This is a genomic window from Rhizobium sp. Leaf453 (assembly GCF_001425605.1).
Taxonomy (GTDB): Bacteria; Pseudomonadota; Alphaproteobacteria; order Rhizobiales; family Rhizobiaceae; genus Pararhizobium.
Map to the genome: position 1 here is coordinate 151,753 of NZ_LMRG01000030.1, position 15,809 is coordinate 167,561.

At 60.4% G+C, this 15,809-nt stretch carries 17 protein-coding genes; 7 read left to right on the plus strand and 10 right to left on the minus strand.

Annotated features, from left to right (window positions below):
* Nucleotides 1–50 precede the first annotated feature (50 nt).
* The 3 genes from ASG68_RS28535 to ASG68_RS28545 are packed head-to-tail and all read left to right on the plus strand — an operon-like array spanning nucleotide 51 to nucleotide 2,550.
* Nucleotides 51–674 (plus strand): DUF1285 domain-containing protein, encoded by a 624-nt coding sequence (locus tag ASG68_RS28535; protein ID WP_062576950.1) that lies wholly within the window; start codon nucleotides 51–53, stop codon nucleotides 672–674.
* Entirely contained in the window at nucleotides 671–1,303 is a 633-nt protein-coding gene (locus ASG68_RS28540) for a CoA pyrophosphatase (protein ID WP_062576952.1), read from the plus strand. The genes ASG68_RS28535 and ASG68_RS28540 overlap by 4 nt, the downstream gene beginning before the upstream one ends.
* Complete coding sequence (locus tag ASG68_RS28545) at nucleotides 1,300–2,550, plus strand: CCA tRNA nucleotidyltransferase (RefSeq protein ID WP_062576954.1); 1,251 nt, start codon at nucleotides 1,300–1,302, stop codon at nucleotides 2,548–2,550. The genes ASG68_RS28540 and ASG68_RS28545 overlap by 4 nt, the downstream gene beginning before the upstream one ends.
* Nucleotides 2,551–2,567: 17 nt before the next feature.
* Here the strand turns inward: ASG68_RS28545 and ASG68_RS28550 are convergent, their stop codons facing one another.
* On the minus strand, nucleotides 2,568–2,753 hold the full coding sequence (locus ASG68_RS28550) for a DUF1059 domain-containing protein (protein ID WP_062576956.1): 186 nt from the start codon (nucleotides 2,751–2,753) through the stop codon (nucleotides 2,568–2,570).
* Between the two features lie 256 nt (nucleotides 2,754–3,009).
* Here ASG68_RS28550 and ASG68_RS28555 point away from each other — a divergent pair, with 256 nt between their 5' ends.
* The 3 genes from ASG68_RS28555 to ASG68_RS28565 all read left to right on the plus strand — a co-directional run bounded on the left by ASG68_RS28555 (nucleotide 3,010) and on the right by ASG68_RS28565 (nucleotide 5,250).
* Nucleotides 3,010–3,420 (plus strand): DUF4168 domain-containing protein, encoded by a 411-nt coding sequence (locus tag ASG68_RS28555; RefSeq protein WP_062576959.1) that lies wholly within the window; start codon nucleotides 3,010–3,012, stop codon nucleotides 3,418–3,420.
* Between the two features lie 161 nt (nucleotides 3,421–3,581).
* Complete coding sequence (locus ASG68_RS28560; protein WP_062576961.1) at nucleotides 3,582–4,127, plus strand: adenine phosphoribosyltransferase; 546 nt, start codon at nucleotides 3,582–3,584, stop codon at nucleotides 4,125–4,127.
* Between the two features lie 16 nt (nucleotides 4,128–4,143).
* Nucleotides 4,144–5,250, plus strand: a complete 1,107-nt coding sequence (locus tag ASG68_RS28565; RefSeq protein WP_062610314.1) for a hypothetical protein — start codon at nucleotides 4,144–4,146, stop codon at nucleotides 5,248–5,250.
* Between the two features lie 6 nt (nucleotides 5,251–5,256).
* Here ASG68_RS28565 and ASG68_RS28570 read toward each other — a convergent pair whose 3' ends face one another.
* The 6 genes from ASG68_RS28570 to ASG68_RS28595 form a co-directional block, all read right to left on the minus strand.
* Nucleotides 5,257–5,724: a MaoC family dehydratase gene (locus ASG68_RS28570; protein ID WP_062576965.1), complete on the minus strand. Its 468-nt coding sequence runs from the start codon at nucleotides 5,722–5,724 to the stop codon at nucleotides 5,257–5,259.
* Nucleotides 5,721–6,176: a MaoC family dehydratase gene (locus ASG68_RS28575; protein ID WP_062576968.1), complete on the minus strand. Its 456-nt coding sequence runs from the start codon at nucleotides 6,174–6,176 to the stop codon at nucleotides 5,721–5,723. The genes ASG68_RS28570 and ASG68_RS28575 overlap by 4 nt, the downstream gene beginning before the upstream one ends.
* An 83-nt stretch (nucleotides 6,177–6,259) precedes the next feature.
* Entirely contained in the window at nucleotides 6,260–7,714 is a 1,455-nt protein-coding gene (locus tag ASG68_RS28580; RefSeq protein WP_062576970.1) for a hypothetical protein, read from the minus strand.
* A gap of 166 nt (nucleotides 7,715–7,880) precedes the next feature.
* Nucleotides 7,881–8,984, minus strand: a complete 1,104-nt coding sequence (ychF, locus tag ASG68_RS28585; RefSeq protein ID WP_062576973.1) for a redox-regulated ATPase YchF — start codon at nucleotides 8,982–8,984, stop codon at nucleotides 7,881–7,883.
* A 154-nt stretch (nucleotides 8,985–9,138) separates the two neighbouring features.
* Complete coding sequence (prfH, locus tag ASG68_RS28590; protein WP_062576975.1) at nucleotides 9,139–9,753, minus strand: peptide chain release factor H; 615 nt, start codon at nucleotides 9,751–9,753, stop codon at nucleotides 9,139–9,141.
* Nucleotides 9,746–10,963, minus strand: coding sequence for an RNA ligase RtcB family protein (locus tag ASG68_RS28595; RefSeq protein ID WP_062576977.1), 1,218 nt, complete (start codon nucleotides 10,961–10,963; stop codon nucleotides 9,746–9,748). The genes prfH and ASG68_RS28595 overlap by 8 nt, the downstream gene beginning before the upstream one ends.
* 334 nt (nucleotides 10,964–11,297) lie before the next feature.
* Between ASG68_RS28595 and clpS the strand changes: the two genes are divergently transcribed.
* Nucleotides 11,298–11,609, plus strand: coding sequence for an ATP-dependent Clp protease adapter ClpS (gene clpS, locus ASG68_RS28600; RefSeq protein ID WP_062576980.1), 312 nt, complete (start codon nucleotides 11,298–11,300; stop codon nucleotides 11,607–11,609).
* Between the two features lie 57 nt (nucleotides 11,610–11,666).
* On the opposite strand, the gene pth is transcribed toward clpS, so the two are convergent.
* The 3 genes from pth to ASG68_RS28615 all read right to left on the minus strand — a co-directional run bounded on the left by pth (nucleotide 11,667) and on the right by ASG68_RS28615 (nucleotide 15,624).
* On the minus strand, nucleotides 11,667–12,374 hold the full coding sequence (gene pth, locus ASG68_RS28605; RefSeq protein ID WP_062576982.1) for an aminoacyl-tRNA hydrolase: 708 nt from the start codon (nucleotides 12,372–12,374) through the stop codon (nucleotides 11,667–11,669).
* 132 nt (nucleotides 12,375–12,506) lie between these two features.
* Nucleotides 12,507–13,223, minus strand: coding sequence for a substrate-binding periplasmic protein (locus ASG68_RS28610; protein ID WP_062576984.1), 717 nt, complete (start codon nucleotides 13,221–13,223; stop codon nucleotides 12,507–12,509).
* A gap of 19 nt (nucleotides 13,224–13,242) precedes the next feature.
* The gene (locus tag ASG68_RS28615) at nucleotides 13,243–15,624 is read right to left on the minus strand and encodes a bifunctional diguanylate cyclase/phosphodiesterase (RefSeq protein ID WP_062576986.1); all 2,382 of its coding nucleotides are present in this window, start codon (nucleotides 15,622–15,624) and stop codon (nucleotides 13,243–13,245) included.
* Between the last annotated feature and the right edge of the window lie 185 nt (nucleotides 15,625–15,809).

A 15,809-nucleotide genomic window follows, 5' to 3' on the forward strand; every position in this document is an offset into this window, starting at 1 on the left:
TGAGTTGGTGCTCGAGAAAACGCAAGAATAGGGCCAAACGGGACGGAACGATGGCGGATGAGCAAATACATCAGACCGGAGATGCGGTAGGACTGGCGGCACTGATCAGCCGCGCGGCCGGACAGACCAACGGCCAAACCAAGGGTTTGCCGCCGGTCGATAAATGGAATCCGCCGTTTTGCGGCGATATCGACATGGAAATCCGAGCCGATGGCACATGGTTCTACATGGGTACGCCGATCGGCCGGCAACCGCTGGTACGCCTGTTTTCCACGGTTTTGCGCAAGGACGAGGACGGCAAGACCTATCTCGTAACTCCTGTGGAAAAAGTCGGCATCCGCATCGTCGATGCACCCTTTGTCGCCGTGGAAATGAACCTCACTGAAAACGATGGCGAGCCGGTCATTACCTTCCGCACCAATGTCGGCGATGTCGTCGAGGCCGGACCCGAGCATGAGCTGCGCTTCGTCATCGAAGGCGAGAACAGGGAATTGAAGCCTTATCTACACGTGCGCGGCCGGCTGGAGGCGCTCGTTTCGCGTGCTGTGATGTACGATCTGGTGGAGCTTGGCGAAACGCGCACGATCGATAGCGTCGAGATGTTTGCCATCCGCTCCAGCGGCGTTCTGTTTCCAGTCATGCCTGCAAAAGAGTTGGCGGCGCTTTCGGCATGACCGTGACGTTATTTTCAGCCGAGGATTTTCGCCGCCGTGCGCTTGAGCAATCCGGCAGCCCGGTGGATGACGCCTGGCGCGAGCATGGCGATTTCCTGCTCAATCCCGATACAATCCCGTATCTGGAGACGTTGAAGCTAAAGGACGCCGCCGTGCTCGTTCCCGTCATCGATGATGGCGACGAGGCACGCGTCATTTTCACCCAGCGCACCAAGACCCTGCGCAAGCATTCCGGCCAGGTCGCCTTTCCCGGTGGTGCCGTCGATCCGGAAGACGATACGCCCGAGCGGGCGGCGCTGCGCGAAACCGAGGAGGAGATCGGCCTTGACCGGCGGTTCGTCCAGACGGTCGGGCGGTTGCCGCATTACATGGCCATGTCCGGCTTCCGTATCACGCCGATCCTCGGCATTGTCCAGCCGGGTTACGATCTCGAACTCAATCCGACCGAGGTTGCGGCGGTGTTCGACGTGCCTTTGTCCTTCCTGATGAACCCGGACAATCATGGCCGGGGGCAGGCAACCTGGAAGGGGGCCGAGCGACATTTTTACAGCATGCCCTATGGCGATCAGCATATTTGGGGCATTACGGCGGGAATCGTCCGCATGCTGTATGAAAGGCTCTATGCATGACCTCCGTTGCCTCCGAGGCCTGGTTTACCGCACCGGCGCTGACGCGCGTGTTCGATCTACTCAATGCCGATGGCGGCGAAGTTCGGGTGGTCGGCGGCGCTGTGCGCAACAGCCTGATGGGGCTCGCCGTTGCCGATATCGACATGGCGACGACGCTGCTGCCGGACGAGGTCGTCGCTCGCGCCAAGGCGGCGGGCATCAAGTCGGTTCCAACAGGCATTGCCCACGGCACGGTGACCCTGGTCATCGATGGCGTTCCCTATGAAGTGACCACGCTGCGGCGTGATGTCGAAACAGACGGTCGCCATGCCGAGGTAGCGTTCGGAACGGACTGGACGGTGGATGCCGAGCGGCGCGACCTGACGATCAACGCGCTCTATGCCAATGCCAAGGGCGAAGTGATTGATCTGGTCGACGGGCTTGCCGATATCGAAAAGCGCAATATCCGTTTCATCGGCAATGCTGCCGAGCGAGTCGCCGAGGATTATCTCCGAGTCCTGCGGTTTTTCCGCTTCTTCGCCCATTACGGGTCCGGCCGCCCGGATGCGGACGGACTGAGAGCATGCGCTCAGGCGCGTTCGAAGCTGTCGAGTCTTTCTGCGGAACGCGTCTGGTCGGAGTTGAAGAAGATTCTTGCCGCCCGGGATCCGGGACGGGCGCTTCTGTGGATGCGAACATCCGGCGTGCTGACCGAAATCCTGCCCGAAAGCGAAAAATGGGGCATCGACGCGATCCCCGCGCTGATCGCGGCGGAACAGAGCTTCGGCTGGCAGCCAAATCCGCTGCTGCGGTTGGCAGCGATCGTTCCGCCGGATTCCGAGAGGCTGGACGCGATGACGAAGCGTCTGCGGTTGTCGAAAGCCGAGTCTGCTGTTTTCACGGAGTGGACAAAAGCGCCGCGTTTGCCGGCCACGATTGCCGACACGGCGTTCGACCGATTGCTTTATCGGCATGGCATACAGGGGTTGGAGACGAATCTCCGGCTTGCGCTGGCATCGGCGCGGCAGAAATCCGAAAATGACCCGTCACAGTTACCCGAAACGGGACGCCTGCAACGGCTGCTCAGCCGGACCGAAAAATGGGAAAAGCCTGTCTTTCCCCTGACGGGCGCAGATGTCCTGCAGGCAGGTATTCCGGCCGGGCCGCGCGTCGGCGAGATTCTGGGCGCGCTGGAAGACAAGTGGGTCGAGGGGAATTTCAATGCCGACCGGGCAACGCTCGTTGCCCGGCTTCAATCCATGGTCTGAGGGTCAGGGGTTCGGAATCAGGCCGCCTTCGTCTCGTCGACGATGCGTTCCTTGATGTGATCGACCATGTTTTCACGGATCAGCGTTTCGCCATGGGTTTGGCGCAAATGCTCGACGGCGCGGCGGACGACTTCCGCATCGCTGTCGGCGCGTGTGTGCCAGTCGCAGCCCGGCACGAGGGACCCGCATTCAAACAGTCGCATGAGCTTCCTCCTTGCATGTGGACGTTCCGCGCGTCTGCCGTGTCGGCTGGCGGAACGGTCCGACTATAACCGAAATCGGGCCCGAATGGTTCCCCGATATCGAGGGCTCGCGATGTGTGCGTCTCGACATCGCCTTGAACCTTCCTTCTCAGGGTCACATTGTCGCCCGATCCGTCCTGAACCTTGGCCGTGGGGTTCGCCCTATTCGAAAAGGCGGTGAACACTGCCTTCAGATTGACTTAAGGAAGGAATGCATATGACCATTCGCCACATGCCCGTCGCAGCCCTGACCGCTGCGGCCCTCAGCCTGATCGTCATCAACTCGCCGGCTTTCGCCCAGGGGGCCGTCGAGCCGCAGGCCACACAACCGGTGCAGGAGACTGCACCCGCCGCCATCAGCGACCAGAAGATTGAGGCCTTCGCCGTCGCCTATCTGCAGGTCGACAAGGTCCGCCAGGACTATGCCGCCAAGATCGGCGCGGAAAAAGATGCGACGAACAAGCAGAAGCTTCAGAACGAGGCCAACCAGCAGATGATCAATGCGGTCGAAAAGTCGCCGGACATGTCGCTGGATGAATACAAGACCATCATCACCGCCGCGCAGACCAATCCGGACGTCGCCAAGAAAGTGCAGGAGAAGCTGAAGGTTTCGGCGCCCGCCCAGTAACCGCCATTTGACAAGGGCGGGACGCGGAGAAAGCTTCGTGCCCGCTCTCGGCTTCCCTCTTTGGCAGATCTATAGACCGGCAAGAAACCGCTATAGGAAAGCGCGGCTTTGGTGCTATGCCTTCGTCTCCTTCAGACGTCCTACAAAGGCATGCCTTCCCCATGAGCTCTTCTCTCCAGCAGGAATTGATCGCCGCCATCCGCAACATCGCGGATTATCCCAAGCCCGGCATCATGTTCCGCGATATCACCACGCTGCTCGGCAATCCGCGCGCCTTCCGCCGCGCCATCGACGAGCTGGTGCATCCCTTTGCCGGGACGAAGATCGACAAGGTGGCGGGCATCGAGGCGCGCGGCTTCATCATGGGCGGCGCCATGGCGCACCAGATGTCTGCCGGTTTCGTGCCGATCCGCAAGAAGGGCAAGCTGCCACATGACACGGTCAGCATCGCCTACAGCCTGGAATATGGCGTCGACGAGATGGAAATGCACCGTGACGCCATCAAGCCGGGCGAAAAGGTCGTTCTCGTCGATGACCTCATTGCGACCGGCGGCACGGCCGAGGGCGCAACCAAACTGCTGCAGCAGATGGGCGCCGATATCGTCGCCGCCTGCTTCATCATCGATCTTCCCGAACTCGGCGGCCGCAAGAAGCTGGAAGCGCTTGGCGTCGAGGTCCGGACGCTGATTTCGTTCGACGGCCACTGAACCAGAGAGGCGCCGCATGGCATCGATTGGCGACGCGCTCCGTTCCGCGGCAGACGAGGGGATCATCACGGGTGAGCAGGCCGGCCGCCTTGAGCCCTATCTGATCGGCAGGGGTGCCATCATCGCCCACGAAAGCGTTGCGGTGTCCGTCATCGATGACGACGCGTCGCAGGCCGAAGAGAGCGAGCAGCCCCGCTTCGTGCGCGGTTTCCACGATATCCTTATCACAATCGGCATTGTTGTTGCCCTGATCGGGCTGTGGGGGCTCGGCAGCCTCTTCGCCGCCTTGCCGGCGATCATCATTCTCGCCGAAATCCTGGTGCGCCGGCAGCGGCTGGCGCTTCCGGCAGTGGTGCTGACGGTGGCGCTCGTTCAGTGGATTTGCGTTCTGGCCATGATGCTCAGCGAAGAGTTCTGGAGCGGTATGAGCGGTGCCGATCAGGCGCTCTACGTCCTCCCGATCTTCGCGATCCTGCTTTCAGCTTTTTATTGGCGATATCGCGTGCCGCTGGCACTTGCGGCGACATTGCTCTCGCTCTGCCTGCTGGCCATCGATCTGGTTTTCGCACTCTTGTCGAAGCTGTTGGGATCGGGCGACATGCTTGCTGAACATAGCGTGCTGTCGGCAACCGTCTTTCTCATTGGCGGACTTGGCATCTTTTCTGCTGCCATGTCCTACGATATCGCCGACCCCGCGCGAAAAAGCCGGCTTTCGGATGTCGCCTTCTGGCTCCATCTCGCGGCCGCACCGGCACTGCTATATGCGATGCTGTCCTTCATTTTCCTGCGCAATATCAACGGCGAATGGTGGGGAGACGCGACCTCGCCGGGCGACGCCGCAGCCGTGCTGACGATCGTCATCGTCTTCATGGCGATCGGCCTGATCATCGACCGGCGAGCCTTCGTCACGTCCGGGCTGCTGTCGCTCGGGTTCGCGATCTGGACGATTCTGCAGCGGGGCGGTGCAAATTTGGGCGACTATTTCTCGGTCACGGTGCTGGCCGTCGGTCTCGTCGTGCTGCTTATCGGCATTTTCTGGCAGGTCTTGCGGCGGGCGGTGGTTTCGATGCTGCCAGACACGATCACGTCCCGCTTGCATCCGTTCTATCGTCCCACGCGGTGAACCCGGTCACGGAAACTCGATCACCTTGCTTTCGAACCGGATCACGGGTTGGCCCTCCTGGTTTTCGCCTTCGCAGAGGATCGTGTTGATCCGCCATCCCGGCCGCGATTCCAGATCCTTGGCGGAAACGAAAGTGACGAAATAGGTGATGGTGTCGCCGGCAAAGACGGGGCGCAGCCAGCGCATGTCGCGAAAGCCGGGTGAGGGGCCAAGCTTCGGTGCGGCGATACCCTGTTCCGCCAGCCGCCGGATTTCACCCATCCAGTAAGGCACGAAGCATTTCATCCAGCCGGCGCAGGTGTGCCAGCCAGAGGCGCAGAGTCCGCCGAACAGCGAGTTTTTCGCCGCCTCGGCATCGAGATGAAACGGTTGCGGGTCATATTTTCCGGCGAAACGGATGATGTCCTCGGCCGTGAAATGAACAGAACCGATCGTCTCGCGGGTGCCCTCGGGGTGAAGTTCGGCGAGCTTCATGCCGCGTCTCCCGTCGGCCGGCAGCGGATCATGTTGGCATAGTCGCAGATCGCCACGGTTTCGCCCCGCTGGTTCTTGACCACCGCACTCAGCTTGACGATGCCAATCTCGGGCCGCGAGCGAGACACGCGCGCCTCCGTCACGGTGCAGGTGCCCGACAGGATGTCTCCGGCGAGCACCGCCTTCTTCCACTCCATGCTGTCGACCCCAGGGGAGCCTTCGGATGCGGTTTCATGGATGTAGCCATCACACAGCATGCGCATCATCATGGCGCTGGTGTGCCAACCGGATGCCGCATGACCACCCAGAATGCTGGCCTTGCCGCCTTCTTCAGAGAGGTGCATCGGCTGCGGATCGAATTCGGCGGCGAAGGCGGTGATCTCGTCGGCCTTGACCGCAATGGGCTTGAAGTCGAACCGCTTGCCGGCCGGAAAATCCTCGAAATAAAGCATCGGTATGCCCTCCAACCGGCATGTTCTAGCATCCGGGTCGATGATCTTAAACCGGCCCGGATGAGATGATGGATCGCTGAATGTCAGGGCTGGAAGGGCAGGTCCTGGCCGTTGATCTTCACCTTCTTGGTTTCATCGACGACGATGTTCCAGGTCTGGCGTCCGTCCGGACCTTCCTTGGCAAGCCCCTTGACCATCAGCAGAACGAAGGCAGCCTGGCCGAACTGCGGCACGGCGGCGGCATTCTTCTGCAGATATTCGACCGTCTTGTCGAAATCCTTGGCAGAGATCGTGACGTCCGTGTTCTGCTTTTCCGGCTGGTCCGGATAGACCGTCGTCGTGCCCGAAAGGCTGAAATCGTAGATCGAGGAGCGAGCCGAAACGTCGTCGTAGCGGATCGTCATGGCACCGTTTGGCAGGAAGATACGGCCGGCTTCCGCAGATTGTTCGTCCGTCAGAGGCTTGTCCGAATTGAAGTCGGCATGGTCGATGAAATAGGTGATGCCGCTGGCGAGATTGATGTTTTCCAGTGAAATGCGGGTGGTCACTGTTTCCGGCAGGGCGGGGGTGAAGGCGTCGGGGATGACGCCAGGCGGCACCGACGGCTTGTCGATGGTGATGCCGAAACCGACCTTTGCCTGATCGCGCAGGCCGTTCGTGTCGATCGTGTAGCGCAGGGCTTCGGCGCCGAAGGTTCCCGTCGGTGTGCCGACCTTCAGATTGGCGACCTCGATCGATTCCAGCAGGTTTTCGAACATCGGCAGGTTGGCGCGCACCAGTGCCTTGAGTTCGACCTGCTCGGTTGCCAGCAATTCTTTCTTGTCCTTCTCCACCTTGTCGAGCACGAAAAAGATGAGGTCCTGCAGCGGCTTATAGCCCAGGCCGTTGAACGCCACGTCCGCCGTCAGGCTGTCGGCGGTCAGATCGACTTTGACCTTGGATGGATCGATGATGGTTTCGGTGAAACCGTTCATCACCATGTTGGAGCGGATGTCGATGGTTTCCGGTGTGGCACGCGTAGCGTCGAGCGTCGAGGTCATCGCGCCGAAGGTCGCCTCCACCGATTGCAGCGGTGACTTCGACGTCATGGAGGCTTTGTCGGCGCTCATTTTCGCCGATTTGAAATAGAGAAGGTCCGGATCGATCGTGCCGTCAGCCTTCATGCCATCGATCTTGTAGCTGAAATCCGTCGTCTCGGTGCCGACGGTGAACTGCCCTTTCAAATCGAGATCAGCCGTCTGGTTGAACTGCCACAGGCCGTCATCCGTCGGCCGGATCAGCGCCAGCCATGGCTTCAGCCCGGAAATGGTGAATACCTTCGGATCGACATCCTTGACCAGCACCGTCGGATCGAACGTCACTTCGTAGTCCGTGGTGCCGGGGCGGACCTTGATCAGGCCCGATTTCGCCAGCTTCTCCGGCAGATATTTGGTGAAGTTCTGTTCGATTTCCTGCGCGCCCTGATGGGTGATTTCCGCCGCCTGTGCGGATTGCGTGACAAGGGCGGTGGACAAAAGCAGGGCGGGAAGCAGGCGCATCTAAAAACTCCTCATTGAATATCGCCGCCAAACATATCGCCGATCGATCCAAGGGCAAGCGGGGTGGGCAAGAAAGCCGGCGCGAAAACGCCGCCCGTTGGGAACGGGCGGCGGTGCAATCTTATTCAGGGTTGTCGGCCTTCAATTGGAAAGGCCCGGCAATCCGTCAGGTGTTGAAGCGGAAGTGGATGACGTCGCCGTCGTTGACCACGTATTCCTTGCCTTCATCGCGGCCCTTGCCGGCCTCCTTGGCGCCTGTTTCGCCCTTGTAGGCGATATAGTCGTCATATCCGATGGTGAAGGCGCGGATGAAGCCGCGTTCGAAATCGGTATGGATGACGCCGGCTGCCTGCGGCGCCTTGGTGCCGCGAACGATGGTCCAGGCGCGGGTTTCCTTGGGGCCGACGGTGAAATAGGTGATGAGGTCGAGCAGGTGATAACCGGCGCGGATCAGGCGGTCGAGGCCTGCTTCCTCAAGGCCGAGGGCCGACAGGAACTCTACCGATTCCTCTTCCGGCAACTGCGCGACTTCGGCTTCTATAGCGGCGGAGATGACGACGCATTCGGCGCCCTGTTCCTTGGCCATGGCAGCGACGGCTTCGGTGTGCTTGTTGCCGGTCGAGGCATCGGCTTCGGCGACGTTGCAGACATAGAGAACCGGGTGCGAGGTGAGCAGGTTCAGGCCCTTGAGGATCTCGATCTCTTCCGGTGCCAGGGTGTTGAGGAGCAGGCGGGCCGGCTTGCCTTCATTCAACAGCTTGACCACGGCTTCCATGATCGGCAGCTGCGCCAGCGAATCCTTGTCCTTGCTGGACGCCCGCTTGCGGGTCTGGTCGACGCGGCGCTCCAGGCTTTCGAGGTCGGCGAGCATCAGCTCGGTCTCGATCGTATCGGCGTCGCCGACAGGATTGATGCGGCCTTCGACATGGGTGATGTCGTCATCCTCGAAGCAGCGCAGCACATGCACCACGGCATCGACTTCGCGGATATTGGCGAGGAACTTGTTGCCGAGGCCTTCACCTTTCGACGCGCCGCGTACGAGACCGGCGATATCGACGAAGGAGATGCGGGTCGGAATCAGTTCCTTCGACTTGGCGATATCGGCAAGCTTGCGCATGCGCGGATCGGGAACCGCCACTTCGCCGGTGTTCGGCTCGATGGTGCAGAACGGATAGTTCGCCGCCTGCGCCTGCGCCGTCTTGGTCAGCGCGTTGAAGAGAGTGGACTTGCCGACATTCGGCAGTCCGACGATACCGCATTTGAAACCCATGGCACCTTGTCCATATCTTGAAAAACTGTGCCCTGCCTATGGGGGAAGGGGCCGATATGGTCAAGCCTTGCCGCCCTGTGGGAGGCGCATTTTCGGCCTTCGCAGTGAAAGCCGGCGGAAAACCGCGCCCGGCGAGGACCGGGCGCGGCCTTTCTCAAAGACGGAACACCTTGACCGCGTTGCCCCGCTCCAGATCCTTATTGGCGAGAAACAGCGCCGTCTTGGCATCGCTGATGTCGCGCTCGACAAGCAGTTGCAGCGCGGCCTGAAGGCGACGGATCGCCGTTGCCTTGTTGCGATGCTGCGAGCGCTCGTCGCGGCATATGACAGTAATGCCGGACGGGACATGTGTGGCCCGGACCGCGCTGTCGGTCGTGTTCTGGTGCTGACCGCCCGGACCGCCGGCGCGCAGCGTTTCGAAGCGGATGTCGCGCGGATCGATGGTGATATCACCCGCATCACCGGCAAGCTCGATCTGGCGAAGGCCGACGAACCAGTTCTGCCGCTTGTGATGCGGCCGCACCGGGCTCTTGAACACGAACTGGATGGTGCCGCCATACTCCGCCGCGATCCGCATGGCGTCGCCGCCGCCGAGCGTGACGATCGCGGATGCAGGTCCGTGACCGTCGGGCGCTCTTCCTGCCGTCGCCTCGAAGGTGCAGCCGCGGGCCTTCGCCTCCTTTTCCAGAATGGAGAGAAGCGAAGCGAGGGCAATGCGGCATTCAACCGGGCCATTGCCGGATGCCGCCAGAAAATGGATGTCAGCCATGTCTGTGCCTCCGTTCCAGGCGGCGCTCGCGCCCCTTGTCCCGTTTGGCTTCGTCATGGTCGATCTCCGCCTTCTTGTAGGTGAGGAGCGGTTTCATCGCGGCGAGCGGCCGAACGAGACCATGGCTTGCCAAGTCCTCGACCACCTGGGCGGCGTTCTTGTAGGCGCCGGCCGCCTCCTCGATTGCCAGCCGGCGGTCGTCGCAGATCGCGACGCCACCCCAGGCATTGCGCAGCAGGCCTTCGCGCTCGCTGCGGGTGTTGCCGGTGCGCCTATGCATGTTGCGCCGGTCATATTTGCGGCCGGCCCCATGCGAGATCGCCCAATGGGCGCGGGCCGCCCCTTCGAGTGGTTCGACGACATAGCTGAGACTGGCACGCGAACCGGCAATCGGTGCGACATGACCCGCCGTCACTGCGGCCGCGCCCTTGTAGTGGACGAAGCCCTCCGCAGTTGCCCGCACGAGATTGTGCGGCACATCGGTGATCCGGCGAACCTCGGTGCGCAGGACCGCCGCCGCCCGCTCGGCGATGACCTGACGGTTGATGGCCGCCCACTCGACGCAGAGATCGTGCATTTTCAGCCAGCCGATGCCGCCGTCGGATGCTGGATCGAGACCTTCGGCCAGCGTGGGGTTTGCCGAAAGCGTTTCCGCAAACACGTTTGCGCCGAGATTGCGCGAGCCGGAATGGACGAGCAGATAGGTTTTCTGCTTGTCCAGATGGCGCGCAGCGTCCGGGGAGAGCAATTCGTCCACTGCCTGGATTTCGCAGAAATGATTGCCACCGCCGATCGTGCCGAGCGCATCGGCGTGGGCGATCAACGAACGTGCGCCCTCCATCACTGCGATGTGCCTTTCGGCAATCGCAGGCGTTTCAAGCTGGCGCATCGCATCGACGGCCTTTTCGATCTTGAACTTGCGCAGCGGCAGGTCGAGTTCGAACAGGCCCATGCCGCAACCAATGTCGGTGCCGATGAGTTGCGGGTAGAGGCGGGTGGACAGCGCCGCCATGCCGACGGGGCCGTATTTGCCCGGATGAAGGTCCGGAAATCCAGCAACCGACAGCATGCCCGGCATGTCTGCCATGGCGGCCAGTTGTTCGAGTGCGGATCCTTCGATCCAGGATTTTGCAGTGAAGTAATGTGCCACGGCGGCGGGCTCGCCGCGCGGCGTGGGGTCGGGACGGTTGTCCCTTATGGAATTGCCCATGGATGATCTTCCGAAGACAGGGTAAATCGTCCGGTCAAACGACCGGCTCTTTGGCCCCCGGCAGCGCGACGACGCTGACTAGGCCCGTGCCCTTTGCGGGCGTGCTGAAATGATCAGGATCATTTGAAGCTCCCTGTCTCGATAAATCTGGTGCCGATATACGTGAAATCGCCTGCGATACAATCCGTCTGGATACCCGAACGGGCAAGTCGACCGGCGTCCGTGTCATCGATGCCACAGCTGCGGCCTCTTGAATGCGGGCCTTGGCAGTGCAAATATCGGGTCATCGGAGGCACGCGCCGCCGCCCTCGTCACTTCGCGAGAGGATTTGCAGATGGCCGAAAACGGCACCAGTCTCAAACCGAAAACCATCACCAAGCCCAAGCTGGAAAGGCCGAAGCTCTACAAGATCATTCTCGTCAATGACGACTACACGCCACGAGAATTCGTCATCATGGTGTTGAAGGCTGTGTTCCGGATGAGCGAGGAAACCGGCTACCGGATGATGATGACCGCCCACAAGCTGGGCGTCTGCGTCATTCTTGTCTGCGCCAAGGACATCGCCGAAAGTAAGGCCAAGGAGGCGACCGATCTGGGCAAGGAGGCCGGTTTTCCGTTGATGTTCACGACAGAACCGGAGGAGTAGGGGCTCAGATATCCGCAGGGCGGCGAATCTGGAAACCGGTCTTGTTCCGGACTCGATCTATTCCCCCTTGTTGCCGAACAGTTTCTTCAGCATGTCGGCCATCGGGCCGGTGGTCGGCAGAGCTTTCGGCTGGGCGTTGTTACGGGCCTGGCGGATGTGGGATTTTCCTGTTGGCTTGACTGGCTCCGGCTCGGGCTTGCCGCCGGTCGCGAGCGTCAGCTTGTTGAGGAGTTGTGAATCCTCGCCCTTCACCAGCATGTCGGCATTGTCGGCAATCGCCTCGATCAACGGCTCCAGCCAGACGCGGTCTGCCTTGGCGAAATCGCCGAGAACGTGGTTGTGTACCTGTTCCTTTGAGCCGGGATGACCGATGCCGAGGCGCAGGCGGCGGTATTCCCGTCCGCAATGGGCATCGAGCGACTTGATGCCGTTATGGCCACCATGGCCGCCGCCGGTCTTTATCCGCGCCTTGCCTTGAATGAGATCCAGTTCGTCGTAGATCGCAACGATATCCTTGGGCTCCAGCTTGTAGAAGCGCATTGCCTCGCCGACGGCTTCGCCGGACAAGTTCATGTAGGTCTGCGGCTTGATCAGCAGCACGCGCTCGCCGGCGATCTCGCCTTCCGAAACCAGCGCCTTGAACTTCTTCGACCACGGCGAGAATGAATGGCGGCGCTGGATGGCATCGACGGCCATGAAACCGATATTGTGGCGGTTGCCGGCATATTGGCTGCCTGGATTACCGAGGCCTGCGAAAATCTGCATGGGTGTAACTCTAACAGTCGGACAGACCCGTCTTGCAGCGCGTCGGCGGCCAGATGTCAACCGTCTGTTTTCCTTGATGTCAATTTTCCGGCCTTGCCACACCAATTGCCGGTGAATAGCGCGGGACCTGTCCTAACGGTTCGGGCGCAGGCCGTATTTGACGAAGAGCTTGTCCTGTGTCCCGTCAGCCATCAGCAAATTCAACTGCACCTGCATTTTTTCCACCACCGTATCGGGCGTGTCGAGATTACAGGCAAAGCCGTAGAGCTTGCCTTCAAGGACGAGGGCGGATTCGATTGGCTTTCCATGATCCCTCATTGCCTCGAATGTCTTTTCCGAGGTCATCATCAGGTCGATGCGTCCGCTCAGCAGCTTTTTCTCGGTCGTTTCCATGTCCACGGCGAGATCGATCTTGGGAAATTTGTTCTTTTCCAGAAAATTGAAGGAAAAATCCTCGCGCTGGGTCCCCACGGTGAAACGTTTGGCCTCCTCGACCGAGGTCGGATTGATACCGGATCCGGCCTTCCGTACCATCACCATGTGATCGACCAGCAGCGGTTCCACCCATTTGAAGCGCTTGTCGCGTTCCTCATCGTGGCCGGTGGTAAAGACGCAGGTGGAAGGCTGGTTTTCGGCGAGCGACAGGGCGCGCGCCCAAGGGAGGATTTCGAGGGAGTATTCCGCCCCCATCCCCTTCATGATCAACTCGGCCTGCTCGACCGCTATGCCCTTGATCACGCCGTTCTCGCTGAAGTTATAGGGCGGATATTCCTCCGTCAGCAGTTTCAACGGCTCGGCGTGGGCTGTGCTGGACCATAGAAGAACGAGTGCGAACGCCAGTTGTCTCATACTCGTTCCCCCTTGTTCATCATGCGATGCTGGTCGCCTTCGCTTCGGAGTCCATCTCCAGCATCAATAGCATGTTTTCGATCGGCATGGGCCTGCTGAAGAGGTAACCCTGGCCGTAATCAAGGCCCAGCTTGCGCAGCAGTTCCCACTGTTCCTTGGTCTCGATACCCTCGGCGACCACGGTGCAGCCCATCTGATGAGAAATGGTGCGGATGCCCTTGATCAGCATCCGGCTCTTGCGGCGGATGTCGGCCGTTCCTGTTGTCAGCGACCGGGTGAAGGACTGGTCGACTTTGACGATATCGACCGGAAAACGGTTGAGATAGCTGAGCGACGAATAGCCCGTACCGAAATCGTCGAGTGCGATCCGGCAGCCGAACTCGCTCAACTGCTTCAGGACCGCATGCACATCGGGATTGTCGAGCATCAGCACGGCTTCGGTGATTTCGATGACGATGCGGGACGGGGCGATGTGGTTTTTCAGCAGCAGCGCCGCAAGCTTGTGGGGCAGGGTGGTCTCGAACTGCAGCGGCGAGAAGTTAATGGCGAGATAGGTCGTCTCGGCGCCTTCAAGCTTCGTCAGGCGCGCCAGATGACTGATCGCCTTTTCCAGCACCCGTTCACCGATCTGCGCGATGGTGCCGGTTTCTTCGGCGATGCTGATGATCTTACCTGGAGGCAGGATACCTTTTTCAGGATGGTTGAGCCGCATCAGCGCTTCGAAGCCGGCAATGCGGCCGTCGCCAAGACTGACGATCGGCTGCAGATTGGCTTCGAACCAGCCTTCCTTCAAGCCCGCTTCGATGTACTGTTCCATCTCGTGGCGTTCGCGCGCCGTGTCGAGCATGCTGGTGTCGAAGATCTGCATGCCATTCTTGCCGTCACGCTTGCGGGCATACATGGCCATGTCGGATTTCAACAGCAGTTCCGCGGCATTTGCGGCATGGTCTGGATAGAGCGCGATGCCGACGCTGGCGCTGACCGACAGTTCGGTTCCTTCAACGATGATCGGTTCGCGCAGGCTGGCGCAGATGCGGTCGCCGATTTCGCTCGCCAAGGCCTCGACTTCGGTCGCGTTGACGAGGAGGGCGAATTCATCGCCGCCGAGGCGCGACATCGTGTCGTCCGGACGCAGTGTCGTGCGGATGCGGGAAACGACCTGGCGCAGCACCTCGTCGCCGGCGGCGTGGCCGAAATTGTCGTTGATCCACTTGAACCGATCGAGATCGATGAAGATGCAGGCGAGTTGGATCTCCTGTTCGTCGGCGTTGCGGATCGCATCGTCAAGGGCGGCCTCGAAACCCTGACGGTTCAGGAGACCGGTCAGGTGATCGGTAATCGCCTGGGCGTGGTTGCGGCTTTCCGCCTGCTTCAGTTCCGTGACGTCGGTCATGACAGAAAGTGAGAGACCACCGCGTTCGTCGCTGGTGGCGCTCTTCATTTCGAGGATCAGTACCGTCATCGTCTCGCCGTTCGCCTTGATGAAGGGCACGGTCACTTCGCAGATATTGGCGTGTGATGAATTGGCATTGGTGCGGCGGGCACGATATGTCTCGTGCCAGTGCTCGTCGACGAAATCGGTGAATGTGTGGCCGATGACGGCCGAGCGGTCATAGCCGGTCGCTATGAGCCAGTAATCGCTGACTGCAGTGATGCGGTTGGACGGATCCAGCGAGAATAGCATGGATGGGGTGAGGTTGTAGATGTCGGTCGCACGGCTGTGCGCCAGCTTCAACTCGGTTTCCTCACGTTCCAGCCGGCTCTGCATCTCGTTGAAATTATGGGCGAGGCTGCCCATTTCGTCGTCCGAGGTCCAGTCCACGTGATGGCGCGAGCCGAGACGGCGGGTGGCCTCGATCGCGGCCGTCAGACGCATCAGCGGCCGGATGATGGTAATGCGGTTGCCGATGATCGCGGCCGCAAAGACAATGCCGATGGCGACGATCAGGATGGCGAAGACAGACAGTTCGTCCTTGCTGAAGCGCGACAGCAGGCCGGGTGTCGAGACCCATACTTCCAGCCTGCCGACGGATTTGCGGCCATCCCGCGAGTTATAGAAGATTTCTTTGGTCAGTGTGGTGTGCGGCAGGGCAGAATCCACCGAGGCTGTGGGAAGCTGAACGGATATGGAGTTCGAACTGTCCTTGATCTGGACGGATATCACATTGACATCGGCGCTCAGCGACCTGGCGATCTGCTCGATGGCATCCGTGTCGAAATCCCATAGCGGTTTGCCGAGCGCCTGGGCGCCGGCTTCCATCAGGATATCGGTGTTCTGCAGCCGCTCGCGTGCGACGCGGTCCGTCGACAAGGTCAGGAACAAAACGATCAACGGAGCGACGAAGATCAGCATCGTGCCGCAAACGATCGCAATAAAACGGTTCTCGACGGAATGCATCATCGAACGCACCCTGTCGTCTTGCTTGCCTTACGTCCCATTCGGAATTCTCGTACACTGAAGCCGGAATATTCCCCCGACGACAACACATCACGAAAATCTTAAATGTTGCTGAAACCGATGGATGAAAAATTGTAGCCACACTTGTGGCGATTGATGTTCAGGGTTGTCCAAGGTCAGCAAAAAGC